Source organism: Dehalococcoides sp., from assembly GCF_041654235.1.
GTDB classification, from domain to species: domain Bacteria; phylum Chloroflexota; class Dehalococcoidia; order Dehalococcoidales; family Dehalococcoidaceae; genus Dehalococcoides; species Dehalococcoides mccartyi_B.
The window spans coordinates 1-11,429 of sequence record NZ_JBAZDW010000044.1; the positions used below are offsets into that span (position 1 = coordinate 1).

Sequence of the window (11,429 nt, forward strand, 5' to 3'; positions counted from 1 at the left end):
ATCGGTCAAACACCAGTTGGAGAAACAGCCGGCCTGATTCAGATACCAAGTCTTCCTACCGGGGTTGTTGAAGTTCTGGGGCTTTAAATATGGGTTGGAAGGATCGGTAGCCAATTCCCAACTGGGCTCTTTATCCATTTTGATAGCGCTAACAGGGCAGAATTCCGCGCATTTCTTACAGCTGGTAGTACAGAATGACACAACACCAAAATCAATAGGATTATCCGCCGGCAAGGGCAGATTGGTAATCATCAAGCGGGTGCAACGCATCCATTTGTCCCAGCCGACTGCATGACCTATACGGCCGATTTCTCCGAAACCGGATAGAGCGCCTGCGCCGGGGTAGCTGGCTATACCGGGGAAATCATCGCCACCCACCAGCCAGTAACCCAGTCCCTTTACAAAGCGTTGGAGATAAAGCTGAATAGCATCACCGGAAAGACACTGATTGAAAGCTACGCCGTTGGATATCCAGGACGGACTGCGTACCGTGCCATCATACGAACCGTTATAGCTGAATACCAGAATATGGGCATTCTGATTCGGAATAGCCCTTTTTGTTCTGGTCTCATACGGCCAGGATATGCCGTCTTCCCAGACATAAGGCTGGTCAGGGTGCTGGTTTTCACCAATATTCAGGACTCTTTTAGTCTTGTCATCAACAGGTAAACACCGGATATCGGTACCACCAAAGAAGCGGATAGCACTCTTGAGCATAAGGGCATTGTACTCGGGAGTACCTTCGTACTTGGCCAAACCAATCTGTTCCGGGGTCATTACTTCATCCATCATTTTCTTGTCACCCAAGAACATGGACCGACCCTGACCAAATTCGTTATAGCACATAGAAGAGGTTACGTTTTTGGCTCCCTGGCAAAAAGCCCAGTCCTGCATGGAGTAACCGGGTTTACCCAAACGAGAAGTTATACGCTCGTGCCTCTTTGCTACACTTTCATTAAGTACAGAAGGTATACCAATTTGAGCTAAATATTCATCAGAATATTGCCCGCCGATATAGTCATAATGGGTAGCATCAAAAGCTTTCCATACATCCCAGTCTATGGGGGTAGTAGGATCACAATAATTGCGCTCTTTGACCCACCAAGGATTTTTCTTGTAAGTATTAGCGGCTGTGGAAGCACCTTCATCCAAATCTCTGAATACCGGAGCTGTAGCAGCGGCAATACCAAAACCTGCGCCAGTCAACCCAATACCCTTCATAAAGTCTCGTCTTGATAAAGCAGAATGGAATCCTTGCATATGTCCGACCTCCTAATTATATTAAATCTATTTCCAGTCTTCCCCGGTGCCAAAAAGCATAGCCCTCCTTTGTTCAATATGGAGTTCGCTCGTCATTCCGGATACTGGATATAAATATACCAAGTCAAGGTTTCAACGCAGGTAACAATGGGTAATGATTTTGGTGGTGCCGGTATCAATTTGATTTGGGGAATATGGCAGGATAAGTTTGCATGTAGCTAGCTACAGCTCAATATAATCAAGGTTAAAAATCACCCTGACTAATTCATCTTGTAACCAATTCGGTCTATGCATAAATAAGCCACTATTGCATTTGCCCGAAATCAAATACCAAAGGCAAAATATTTGCAGGAAAGTTACCAAACAGTTACCGAATATAACCACTAATAACTCATACATATGATATTATTAAAGGTAATATAACCATGTGAGGATTAATCTCATGCCAGCTATGTGTAAAAACTCACTGCCAATATATTCAAACCTACTTGAGGCAGATTACGCACAAATGCCGCCGCTATCTTGGGACGAACTCCGAAGTTTTGCTTACCAAACAGTTGAAAACTGGGAGCGCGGCAATTGTCTAAGTGCAGCCGACCTTACGGCTGCCTTAAACTTTATGAAATACAATATCCCGTCAGCGGATATCAAATATGTCAGTAACAGGGAAATTCCGATATGCTACTTCTCCCATGTTGTGCCCAAATCAGCAGACATGCTGCAAATCCTCCTGGCAGTTGAGGGCATAAAAAGCTGCCAAATGCCTATTGTCCAAGCATCTGACGGTTACTTTGATTTGGAACTTGATGATAACCATAAGATACTGATATTCACGATTCCGCAGTATAATCATCTAAACTCTTTCAAAGAGTTTCTTAAAATCATTCAAGCGAAAAAACTTAATATCCTAGTCGGAGGAAATGTTTTCTATTTAAAACCAAGCCTGAAACTTGATTTTAGCAACTGTATATTTCCCAATAATATTAAAGATATTCTTCCGCTGATAAATAAAATAAATTCGTCAGCCAGTGAAGAGAAGGTTTAAAATGAAAATAGGTCTGGTTACCTGTGCCTCCATGCTGGATCAAGTCAGACAAATTGTTCCGCTTATACCAAAAGACCAATTTGTTATCTACCCGGTATTGCCCTGCTGTCTGTTCGCCATAAGTGGCGACACAATACGCAACCAAGTAGACAAATCAGTGTTGGCCAATGAGGCTACTATTATAATATACGGGTCTTGCCATCCTGAATTGAACGGATTACTGGATATGTACTGTGATAGCAATATCCGAAAAATTGAGGGTAATAATTGTTGGGAAATGTTATTAGGCCCTGAACAGGTGGAAAAATATCTTAACCAAAATTCATGGCTGGGAAACAAGGCTTTTTTGACCAAATGGAACAAAGAGGTTTCAGAGAGTTTTGGTTCTGATACCCGAAATGGCAAGGTTGCATCCAGTTGCGGCATCAAAGAGTTAACGGTTTTCAGGTTCGAAAACCCCCAACCAGATGAAAAAATTGTAAAAAGAGAAGCCGCGAGCGCCGGCCTTCCATACAGTATCCATGATGAAAGTCTGGAACATCTGAGGAATTTAATCCAGGCTGCAGTTGACAAAGTCCATATTGAAAATGAAAGCCGGATTACTTTAGGTTTATCTCCCAAACCAGAGTTAATTCCCATCTCGCTGCTTGAAACCATGAGGGAAATTATCTATATAATCGACAAGCCAGGCAAAGAGGTGACTTTTATCAGCCCCATAATTGAGAAATTACTAAGTATAACTACTAAAGAATTTAAACTGACATTCCTGTCAACCCAAAATAAAGGTGGATATTTATACAAAAAAAGAACCCAAATAATATCAAAACGGTCCAATTTTATAGCGGATTGTTTACAAAGGGGCTTTGAAGACCCGCTAAAGCTTGAATACCAGATAATAAACGGCAAAGGCGAATGCAGATGGATTAGAGAAACTCTAAGCCCTCAATTTAAAGCCGATGGCAGCATAGGTGCTTTTGCAGGCAGACTGGAAGATATAACCGAATGGAAGATTACCGAACAGCAATTAATAGACTTGTACCAAAATGAAGCTTCTTTACGCCATGAACTGGAAACCCAAATTCAAAACCGGATCGAATTTACTAGAGCTCTGGTTCATGAATTAAAGACTCCCCTTACGCCAATAATGGCGGCCAGTGACACACTTTCTTCGGGCTTAAAACAAGAACCCTGGCTTAATTTAGCTCAGAACATTAATAAGGGAGCGCTTAATCTGAATAAACGGATTGATGAACTCCTGGATTTAGCTCGGGGAGAAATAGGTGTTCTCCAAATTAAAAAAATCCCCATCGATTGCATCGAATTATCTTCCGACATTATACAGTACGTTGATGCCAAAGTCAGAAAGGCAAATCTCCGGTTAGTGTTTGAACATGACGATAAAACCATATTTATAGAAGCAGATCCTGATAGATTAAGGCAAGTTTTACTTAATCTTTTAAGCAATGCTATTAAATATACCCCTGAACCGGGACTAATAAAGCTTAGATGCTTCAGAACATTAACCGATGTTGTATTCCAGATTATTGACTCAGGTATCGGTATATCGTCATCAGATAGGGCCTATTTATTCGAACCTTATCACAGATTGGAGAGAGATAGGGAGAGATTTGATGGCATGGGATTAGGCTTAGCATTATCCAAGAGATTTGTAGAACTCCACGGGGGCAAAATATGGGTAGAAAATGCCAATGAACATGGCAGTATATTTACCTTCACTATACCAATATTAATTTCAGTTAAACCAGTTTACCTCAAACCCAGCCTTAAGAATAAAGGAAAGTTATATGAAACTGTTGTTAATTGAGGATGATGCTGAAATAATTGATGTGGTATGCACAATATTTCAAATAAGCTGCCCAAATTCACGCGTGCTTTCTGCCTCAAATGGCAGAAGGGGTATAGAAACAGTCGAATCAGCTAACCCTGATATTATCTTACTGGATTTGGGGCTACCCGATATGAATGGTTTTGATGTTCTGAAGCAAATACGCACTTTTTCAGATACACCAATAATAATCCTGACAGTACGCGGAGATGAAAGTGATGTTGTCAGAGGTTTAACCTTAGGTGCGAATGATTATATTATTAAACCGTTCCGCCAAATGGAATTACTAGCCAGAGTCAGGCGATTATTAACTAAAAAGCAAATAAACGGTGAGGACCTATCCATCACTTGTGGTAAAATGCATTTTGGTTCATCAATTAGAGAACTATGGATAAATGGCACACTGGTAAATCTCACCGTAAGTGAAGGTCGCATTATTTATATGCTCATGAAAAACCATGATAAAACGGTTAGCTATGAAGATTTATCGGAATTACTTTGGGGAGATTATTACCCAGAGGCACGCAGTAATTTAAAAACTCACATTTTAAGATTGCGCAACAAAATCGAAGATACAGCATCCGATCCAAAGCTTTTGATCAATAGTCCTAATCATGGATATATTTTAAAGACTATTGATTAAAATAACCCATGTCATTTTTTTATAATTTAAATCCACTGAGTGACCGAATAAATCAACATATATTTCAATCCCTATTGCTTTTACTGAAGTAGATTATCATCACCCTCTTGCAAGAAGATATAGTGCTATATTGATCTGATTCCAATCTTCTTGAGTACAATAGCTAAATTATTTACTTAATGAGAAGAATCTCAATCTACCGGAGTTTGTTAATAACCTGTTTTGGTTTAAATTTAAAAGAGGGGCATAGAACATGCCCCTCTTTTGCCCTGAATTGTTTGCAGTTTAAGCTTTCTTAACTCTCCTAATAACCAATTGCCAGACCACCGCCAGCAGAATAAGTGCTGGAAGTCCGGCAACCAAAAGGAACATACTGGCCGCTTTAGACTCTCCTTCAGCTACGGAAGCAAAATAATTCTGAACAGTAAAAAGCAACATGGCCAAACCTGCGAGGCCGATAACCCAGTCGTACCACTGCAGACTGGTATTACTCTTTCTGGCCCACCAGATTATTCCCAGAGCAATTATACCTATAAGAATCCCTAATAATAACCACATTTTATTATCTCCTTTTGTATTGCTTAATACCCGCCGTAATAAGAACCAATGGTGCTATCCTGACCGAGCACGGGGTAATCCTTGTCCCACCACTCTTCCCATTTCTCCGGAGGTATCAGCCCGTAACCAAAGGCTTTATCTGCATTCCAAAGGAAGCCGTTAAACAGTCCGGTAGTACCTATTGTAGCCCGAACCATATCATGTACCATGGCACTGCTATTGGTATTAAACACACAAGTACCCATACAGCGGGCACAGCCATGCAGGCCTATCCATCTTGAATAACAGGCAGGTGAATCTGTATGGAAAACTTTTTTGCCCGGAGTGGAGTACAGTGTTGCCTTGGCAGGATCTACTGAAGATGGGGGTATATCCCAGGTAGGTTCGCTGTCAAAAGAGATAGCCTGGGAGGGGCAAGCCTCAGCACATTTCCGGCAGGTATGGCAAAAACGGAAATAGCCTGCATCTATCGGCTTGTCCGGAGCCAGAGGCAGATCTGTAAGAATACTGTAATAACCAGCCACCGTCCCGAATTCCGGGCTTATGCAGTAGTTGTTATTCCTTGCCATTTCGGCAAAACCGGTCAGAATGGCATCAGCCTGAGAAGGCATCATACCATGGAAAAGAGACTCCGAAGGATATCCGATACCCTGATAACCGATGCCTTTTAAAAATGACTGGGTAGCTACCTGCACCACATTATTAAGGCGGTACCGCATGTTATTAGCGGCAAAACGAATGCCGGCATTACCCTGGCGGTACATTTCCTTGCTCATCTGAACGGCTACACTGACGATATAAAGCGGCTTGTCGGGCAGAACAAACTTTTGGCCTGCAACTTCATAAGCCTTGTCTACATCTTCAAATACAATGGGTGTATTGTGTACATGATGGGTAAAAATGAGTTTCTTGGTTTTTTCATTCAACTCGGCAAAACGCACCTCGGAAGCACCAAAGAAACGCATGGCTGAACGCAGCATGCGGGAATTTTCTTCGGGTGTGCCCTGCCACTTCGGTACTCCCCAGAAATCCGGCGGGGCGGATGCCACCCAGAAAGACGAGGCATTGGGCCAAGCAGCAGCGGTAAAGCCGAACTGAGCCAGAACCTGATCCTGGTCAATTTCAGGCAACACAAAATTAACCACTTTGTTTAAACCCATAAGCAATGGAGATGCGCCGCCCTCAAGGGCCATATCCCGAAGAGTAAGGCCGGGTTCATTGTTTTTAACCCCGTTAAAAGCCCGGTCAGAACCTTCCTTCTGCCAGTCAAGGTATTTCTGCCCGGCAAACAGGTAACCGCCCTTTACCCCGTTCCGCACCCCGTGCATAATCCACGAATTGTCCGAACGCTCTATCTGGCTCCAGTCTACTTCGCAGGTAGGGTCTTCATATTCACGTTCCTTAACCCACCACGGGCGTCTGAAACCGCCAGCTACAGGCGCAGAGACAGCTTCATCCAAATCATGAAAAACCGGCACGGCAGCTGCCGCAGCTCCCAATCCTGCCCCGGCTATTCCCAGCCCTTTCATAAAATCCCGGCGGCTTACGCTTGAATGGAATTTATTCATTTTCCCTCTCCTATATTAAGACCATAAATATCTGGGGCTTACCCAGCGGTACAACATCTTTTATGCCGTTTTCACCCCCATTTTTATTTACTTGAACGCCTTTACCGGAAATAATGAACCCAATAATGAGAGTAGCCGGAAAAGGGCGTTTCAATGGAGTGTACCAACACCCCAGTAACAGGAGAATGTATTTACAATTATAAATAATGAAATTGCGGTAAAGATTTGTAACAGTCATTGTCCTTCGAAAATAAGGGGTATAAAATGAGATTTAAGGAGCACCTGATGAAAATGCCTTCACCAGAACGGATTGGAACAGCTGATTATTGCAGCCAGATTGTTAAAATAATGCAGCATAACACTCTGGTAGGAATAACTATTGTGGATCAGAAGATGCACCAGATAATCCGAGTTAACCAGGCTTTGTGCAAGATGCTCGGATATAGGAAAAAAGAACTTCTGGGTAAAACCATGTTTGATATTACCCACCCGGATGATATGGAAATCAGCTACAAGCACGCCATGAAAATCTGGGACGATGAACACTGTTATTCAAAAATCATTAAACGCTACTCTAAAAAAGACGGCGGATGTATCTGGGCAGAATCAGAGGGCTTTCTTTTAAAAGACAACGCTGACAACGGAATTTTGAGTGTCACTTTTATAAAAGATATTACTAAAGAAACCACCTTGTCATCTTCAACACCTCTCAGTATTTCAAGCAATCCCGCTTCATCCAGCCAGGAGAACCCTGACATTGATGTAAACAAACTATTGTCTGACGAGATTAATAAACGCAAACTCATTTATAACCAGCTCATGGTGTCTTATGAAAATGAAAAGAAACTGCGCAAACGAATACAGACAGAAATGAAAAGCCGTCTGGAATTTACCCGAATTGTAGTCCACGACTTAAAAACACCCCTTACCTCCATAATTTCATCCAGCGGGGTACTTTCCAATATAGCCGCTGATGGAAAATACAAGGCACTGGCTTCCAATATTTATGAAAGTACTATGAATTTAAATATCCGCCTTGACGAACTTCTGGATATGGCTCAGTGTGAAGTCAGAGACCCAAAACTAAACAAAAGCCGTTTCAACATCAAAGAAATGCTGGAGCATATAATCTCCATCCAGCAGGAAATATGCAATACCAACCATATTGTTTTTAATATAGTTATTGCACCCGAAGTAACGTTTATAATTGCTGATGAAGACCGTTTAAAGCAAATTCTGGATAATCTGATAGATAACGCCATAAAATACTCTGCAGATTCCGGGATTATATCTATCAATATCAGCCATGACCAGAATAATGTCCTTTTTTCTATTTCAGACAGCGGTATCGGGATAGAACCAGGCGAGATTAAGAACATATTCAAGCCCTATTACCGGGTGGAAAACAGGCAGAGGAAGCTACAAGGGCTGGGGCTGGGGCTCAGCATTGTAAGAACATACGTCAAACTGCATGGCGGACGTATCTGGGTTGAAAGTGAATGCGGCAAGGGCACCACCTTCCTGTTTACCATCCCGCAACCGCCATCAAAGGCAACACCGGCATGAAACTGCTATTTATAGAAGACGATAAGAAAATAGTTGAATCTATCTTCTTACTATTCAAATCCTTTTGGCCGGATATGGAAACCAAAGCTGTACACTTGGGTAAAACCGGCATTGAGACTGCTTATAAAGAGGACTTTGACATTGCCATAATAGACCTGGGACTGCCTGATATTGATGGCATAAATGTCCTCAAACAAATACGGGCATTTTCCAGTCTACCCATACTTATTTTAACCGCCAGAAATAATGAACAGGAGATTTTTACCGCTTTTGAATTAGGTGCAGATGATTATATTACCAAACCTTTTCAGCCGCTGGAACTTATAGCCAGAGTAAAATCCCTGTTAAAACGCCTAAGCAGAGCCAGCCAGGACCTGGGAGTTAAATACGGGCACTGGAAATTTGGTACCAGCCTGAAGGAAATATCTTATAACAATATTCGCGTAAATTTAACCGTTACAGAAGGCCAGCTGCTGCACATTTTGTTGACCAAAGCCGGAAGTACTGTCAGTTATGCTGATATATCCAAATCAATTTGGGGGCGCAACGAATATTATGCCAAAGAAACTATTAAAACCCACATTATGAGGATAAGACAAAAACTAAGCCGTATTGATAATTCCAAAGAATTTATCATAAATATACCCGGAGTTGGCTACCAGATAGTTGAATAAATGCTATCAGAAACGATGTGTATATTTTAATTGAATTCCCGGAGCACCCGAGTAACATTTGGCGTCTAACATGACCGAACTGTATAATTTGAGTAGCTCTATTTAGGAGGAGGTCAGGGGTTCGAATCCCCTCAGCTCTTCTCCACCATAAAGCTAAAACCTACCATTTAACTAATTTCAAAACCCTTCCGGAAGGCTGAATGCCTTTATCCTGACACTTTGTAAAGTTGGATTTTCAGCTAAAATCCTTGTGGATAATAGCGTGACATCTTTAGTAGCTTTCAGTAACAGCCAAATGCCTGTTCTATTTATTATCTTTTATGTACTTGTTAATACATATACTCAAGACTATAATGTTTTCAACAAAAATATAGAGGCGGAAATAGCATGTATTGTTCCAAATGCGGTAAACAAGTAGATGATAGCGTATCCTTCTGCCCTGCTTGCGGTAATCAGCTCCATACGAGCGGAACAACCGCTACGGAATACCCCGAACGAAAATCCAGGATTGCGGCCGGTTTGCTGGGTATATTTCTGGGAAGTATAGGCGTACACAGATTTTATCTGGGTTACGTGGGTATTGGAATAGCCCAAATTATTGTATCTTTTGTTACTCTGGGCATAGGCGGCTATATCTGGGGCCTTATTGAAGGCATACTTATACTTACCGGCTCATTCCAGTATGACGCCAAAGGCATACCCCTGCGGGATTAATATAGCCGCAAGCTTTAATGGCATATGCCAATCTGAATAATCTCTCCACCCAGCGGACAGCCCGAATTAACACATGGAGGAGATGACATGCCCAAAATTGGTCCCATTGAAATAATAATAATAATCATACTGATAATGATCCCTGTAGGTCTTATCTGGGGGCTGATATATTTGTTTAACAAGCTGAATAAAAAGAAAATCACCGGAAGAAATATGCCTCTGGATATAATTGAAATCAACAAAGGGGTACAGTACTGCACCAGATGCGGGCAGAAACTGGAAGCCAATATCCAGTTTTGTCCTGTTTGCGGCACAGAGAAACTGCATGCCCCTAAAATACCCTAGGAAGCCGGTATTATGGTCAGGCTGATTATAGGTATACTGCTGGGCCTTTGGGGATTGCCGGTACTTGTTTTTTCCATCCAAAACCTCATTGGCTCCCTGAGCGAAACTGAGCCACAGGTTGCCGGAATGTTTTTCTTTGTCACCGGGCTTCCGGCATTAGTTATGCTGCTGGGAGCGTTCCTTCTGATAAGAAGCTATCTGAAAAACCCGTCCAAACCTGCTCATCCAGTGCAATCCCGTCTATCCACCCCAGACAGTCAAAACACAAGTGGTCAATACTGCACCAAATGCGGTATCGGATTGGCAGCAGATGTTGTGTTCTGCCCAAACTGCGGACAGAAAATAACCCCTTAATTTTTAGCCTATCAGCCTAAGTGCAGTTATATCTCACCTGAGTTTTGTCCCTTTCCTGCCTTTGCCTTAAAATACACCGGTTGCTTACCTCAACTGGACATGTTGAAGATACCCAAACACCCCGGCCGGCAGCTTATCCCTGCCTTTAGTGTATAATAAGCCTATTCTTCACTACCCGGCGTGACAAATTTAGGGAGGCCATTTGAAAATGCCCCAGAAAACAACCCTGGTTATTGGCGGAGGCGCTGCCGGTATGGTAGCCTCAATCAGCAAAGCCCGCCGAGGTGAACCGGTAATGATTCTTGAAAAAACTGCCCAGCTGGGCAAGAAAATACTGGCTAGCGGCAACGGGCGCTGCAACCTGCTTAATGAAGAGCTGGATTCCAGCTCTTATAACCCCGAAGCCAGACCTCTGGTAAATTCTGTCTTCAGCCGCTTCGGACGGGATGATATACTAAATTTCTTTTCGGAACTGGGGCTTCACTATTACTCACAGGACGGCCGCATTTTCCCGTTTACCAACCAAGCTGCATCTGTCCAGAAGGTGCTTGCACTGGAAATAAAACGGCTGGGTGTGCAGGTGGAATACGGCTTTGACTGCGTGTCCATCCAAAAAACTCAAACCGGTTTCAGCTTGGGCGCAGCAGACGGTAAACAGCAAACCGGCCACAGCCTTATCCTGACAGGCGGAGGCTCTACTTACCCTTCTTTCGGTTCGGACGGAAGCGGCTACAAACTGGCTTCTTCACTGGGTCACCTCATCATCAAACCTGTACCCAGTACTGTACCTCTGGTGGTCAAAGACCCTCTCTGTCACCTGCTTCAGGGGCAACGCATTATTGCCCGTGCCCAAAGC

13 protein-coding genes are annotated in these 11,429 nt (G+C 42.8%); 9 read left to right on the forward strand and 4 right to left on the reverse strand.

Annotation, left to right across the window (positions count from 1 at the left end; translation table 11 throughout):
* Nucleotides 1–1,260 (reverse strand): reductive dehalogenase domain-containing protein (locus WC259_RS06040; RefSeq protein ID WP_372643601.1); only part of this gene is annotated, 1,260 nt, incomplete at its 3' end.
* Between the two features lie 442 nt (nucleotides 1,261–1,702).
* Between WC259_RS06040 and WC259_RS06045 the strand changes: the two genes are divergently transcribed.
* Genes WC259_RS06045 through WC259_RS06055 form a run of 3 tightly spaced genes read left to right on the forward strand, consistent with a single transcriptional unit; the run spans nucleotide 1,703 to nucleotide 4,794 of the window.
* Nucleotides 1,703–2,305 carry a hypothetical protein gene (locus WC259_RS06045; protein WP_372643604.1) on the forward strand — a complete coding sequence of 201 codons (603 nt, stop codon included), beginning with the start codon at nucleotides 1,703–1,705 and terminating at the stop codon, nucleotides 2,303–2,305.
* A 1-nt stretch (nucleotide 2,306) separates the two neighbouring features.
* The gene (locus WC259_RS06050) at nucleotides 2,307–4,130 is read left to right on the forward strand and encodes an ATP-binding protein (RefSeq protein WP_034376794.1); all 1,824 of its coding nucleotides are present in this window, start codon (nucleotides 2,307–2,309) and stop codon (nucleotides 4,128–4,130) included.
* Complete coding sequence (locus tag WC259_RS06055) at nucleotides 4,111–4,794, forward strand: response regulator transcription factor (protein WP_011308834.1); 684 nt, start codon at nucleotides 4,111–4,113, stop codon at nucleotides 4,792–4,794. Before WC259_RS06050 ends, WC259_RS06055 begins: the two co-directional genes overlap by 20 nt.
* A 285-nt stretch (nucleotides 4,795–5,079) precedes the next feature.
* Here WC259_RS06055 and WC259_RS06060 read toward each other — a convergent pair whose 3' ends face one another.
* From WC259_RS06060 to WC259_RS06070, 3 genes are read right to left on the reverse strand one after another with little or no spacing between them, the layout of a single operon-like run.
* Nucleotides 5,080–5,352: a hypothetical protein gene (locus tag WC259_RS06060; protein WP_011308833.1), complete on the reverse strand. Its 273-nt coding sequence runs from the start codon at nucleotides 5,350–5,352 to the stop codon at nucleotides 5,080–5,082.
* 23 nt (nucleotides 5,353–5,375) lie between these two features.
* On the reverse strand, nucleotides 5,376–6,920 hold the full coding sequence (locus WC259_RS06065) for a reductive dehalogenase (protein WP_059280032.1): 1,545 nt from the start codon (nucleotides 6,918–6,920) through the stop codon (nucleotides 5,376–5,378).
* A gap of 10 nt (nucleotides 6,921–6,930) precedes the next feature.
* The gene (locus WC259_RS06070) at nucleotides 6,931–7,074 is read right to left on the reverse strand and encodes a hypothetical protein (RefSeq protein ID WP_372643609.1); all 144 of its coding nucleotides are present in this window, start codon (nucleotides 7,072–7,074) and stop codon (nucleotides 6,931–6,933) included.
* A gap of 110 nt (nucleotides 7,075–7,184) precedes the next feature.
* On the opposite strand from WC259_RS06070, the gene WC259_RS06075 reads away from it, so the two are divergent.
* The 6 genes from WC259_RS06075 to WC259_RS06100 form a co-directional block, all read left to right on the forward strand.
* Nucleotides 7,185–8,486: a PAS domain-containing sensor histidine kinase gene (locus WC259_RS06075; RefSeq protein WP_228384446.1), complete on the forward strand. Its 1,302-nt coding sequence runs from the start codon at nucleotides 7,185–7,187 to the stop codon at nucleotides 8,484–8,486.
* Nucleotides 8,483–9,160 (forward strand): response regulator transcription factor, encoded by a 678-nt coding sequence (locus tag WC259_RS06080; protein ID WP_011308829.1) that lies wholly within the window; start codon nucleotides 8,483–8,485, stop codon nucleotides 9,158–9,160. The genes WC259_RS06075 and WC259_RS06080 overlap by 4 nt, the downstream gene beginning before the upstream one ends.
* 387 nt (nucleotides 9,161–9,547) lie before the next feature.
* Nucleotides 9,548–9,874: a TM2 domain-containing protein gene (locus WC259_RS06085; protein ID WP_011308828.1), complete on the forward strand. Its 327-nt coding sequence runs from the start codon at nucleotides 9,548–9,550 to the stop codon at nucleotides 9,872–9,874.
* An 87-nt stretch (nucleotides 9,875–9,961) separates the two neighbouring features.
* Nucleotides 9,962–10,219 (forward strand): zinc-ribbon domain-containing protein, encoded by a 258-nt coding sequence (locus WC259_RS06090; RefSeq protein ID WP_011308827.1) that lies wholly within the window; start codon nucleotides 9,962–9,964, stop codon nucleotides 10,217–10,219.
* Between the two features lie 12 nt (nucleotides 10,220–10,231).
* Nucleotides 10,232–10,573: a zinc-ribbon domain-containing protein gene (locus WC259_RS06095; protein ID WP_011308826.1), complete on the forward strand. Its 342-nt coding sequence runs from the start codon at nucleotides 10,232–10,234 to the stop codon at nucleotides 10,571–10,573.
* Between the two features lie 208 nt (nucleotides 10,574–10,781).
* On the forward strand, nucleotides 10,782–11,429 hold a 648-nt coding region (locus WC259_RS06100; protein ID WP_372643615.1), incomplete at its 3' end, for an aminoacetone oxidase family FAD-binding enzyme.

Excerpts from the sequence above, each read along its gene's own strand:
- WC259_RS06095 (WP_011308826.1), top strand. The coding sequence starts at position 10,232 with ATGGTCAGGCTGATTATAGGTATACTGCTGGGCCTTTGGGGATTGCCG.
- WC259_RS06065 (WP_059280032.1), bottom strand. The coding sequence starts at position 6,920 with ATGAATAAATTCCATTCAAGCGTAAGCCGCCGGGATTTTATGAAAGGG.
- WC259_RS06055 (WP_011308834.1), top strand. The coding sequence starts at position 4,111 with ATGAAACTGTTGTTAATTGAGGATGATGCTGAAATAATTGATGTGGTA.
- WC259_RS06045 (WP_372643604.1), top strand. The coding sequence starts at position 1,703 with ATGCCAGCTATGTGTAAAAACTCACTGCCAATATATTCAAACCTACTT.
- WC259_RS06060 (WP_011308833.1), bottom strand. The coding sequence starts at position 5,352 with ATGTGGTTATTATTAGGGATTCTTATAGGTATAATTGCTCTGGGAATA.
- WC259_RS06090 (WP_011308827.1), top strand. The coding sequence starts at position 9,962 with ATGCCCAAAATTGGTCCCATTGAAATAATAATAATAATCATACTGATA.
- WC259_RS06085 (WP_011308828.1), top strand. The coding sequence starts at position 9,548 with ATGTATTGTTCCAAATGCGGTAAACAAGTAGATGATAGCGTATCCTTC.
- WC259_RS06080 (WP_011308829.1), top strand. The coding sequence starts at position 8,483 with ATGAAACTGCTATTTATAGAAGACGATAAGAAAATAGTTGAATCTATC.
- WC259_RS06050 (WP_034376794.1), top strand. The coding sequence starts at position 2,307 with ATGAAAATAGGTCTGGTTACCTGTGCCTCCATGCTGGATCAAGTCAGA.
- WC259_RS06075 (WP_228384446.1), top strand. The coding sequence starts at position 7,185 with ATGAGATTTAAGGAGCACCTGATGAAAATGCCTTCACCAGAACGGATT.